Below are 911 nucleotides of genomic sequence, written 5' to 3'. Positions count from 1 at the left end.
GGAAGGTCTGAACAACCCGCTCTGCCGCCCGGATTGCGGCATCGTGGCGCCGGCCTGGCGTCGCTTTCGAGCCGGATTTCGCCCGTGCAGGGCGGTTTTTGGCGGGTTTCCCCGCCTTACGGACGCACTGCTCCCGTCGTCGGCAACAAACGCCGGCGCGCCATCCACAGGTTCGACAGCGCGAACAGCGTCAGCACCTGCGCCGCGTTCTTCGCCAGGCCGCGGTAGCGCACCTTCGTGTAGCCGAACTGCCGCTTGATCACCCGGAACGGGTGCTCCACCTTCGCCCGCAGACTGGCCTTGTAGCGCTCCCACCGCTCGGCGTAGCGCCGCTCGCGCTCGTTCTTCATCGCACGCAGCTTCGACGGCTTCTCCGCGATCAGGAATCCGGCGTCCACGTCCTGCAGCTCCTCGCGCTTCTCGGCACCCGTGTAGCCGCTGTCGCCGCACACCGTGTCTTCCCGGCCGTGCAGCAGCTTGTGCACCTGCGTCACGTCGGCCACGTTCGCCGCCGTGCATTCCACGTGGTGCACCAGACCGGACGCGTCATCCACGCCGATGTGCGCCTTCATCCCGAAGAACCACTGGTTGCCCTTCTTGGTCTGGTGCATCGCCGGATCGCGCTCGCCCGCCTTGTTCTTGGTCGAGCTCGGCGCACTGATGATCGTGGCATCCACGATCGTGCCACTGCGCAGGCTCAGGCCCTTGCGCTGAAGATGGGCGTTGACCTGCTCGAAGAGCTTCTCGGCCAGCTCGTGCGTCTCCAACAGCCGGCGGAAGTTGAGGATCGTCGTCTCGTCCGGGATGTCGGCAAGCCCGCCCAACTGCGCGAAGCGGCGCATCACCGGCGTGTCGTACAAGGCCTCTTCCATCGCCGGGTCGCTGAGCGCGTACCACTGCTGCAGGAAATG

1 protein-coding gene is annotated in these 911 nt (G+C 66.4%); it reads right to left on the bottom strand.

Features of this window, described 5'->3' with window-relative positions:
* Positions 1-116: 116 nt before the first annotated feature.
* Positions 117-911, bottom strand: a 795-nt coding sequence (locus EYQ95_RS26225; protein ID WP_132332179.1) for an IS5 family transposase, incomplete at its 5' end; no start/stop codon positions are given.

This window comes from Lysobacter sp. N42 (assembly GCF_004344885.1).
This window is presented reverse-complemented; position numbering and strand designations above follow the sequence as displayed.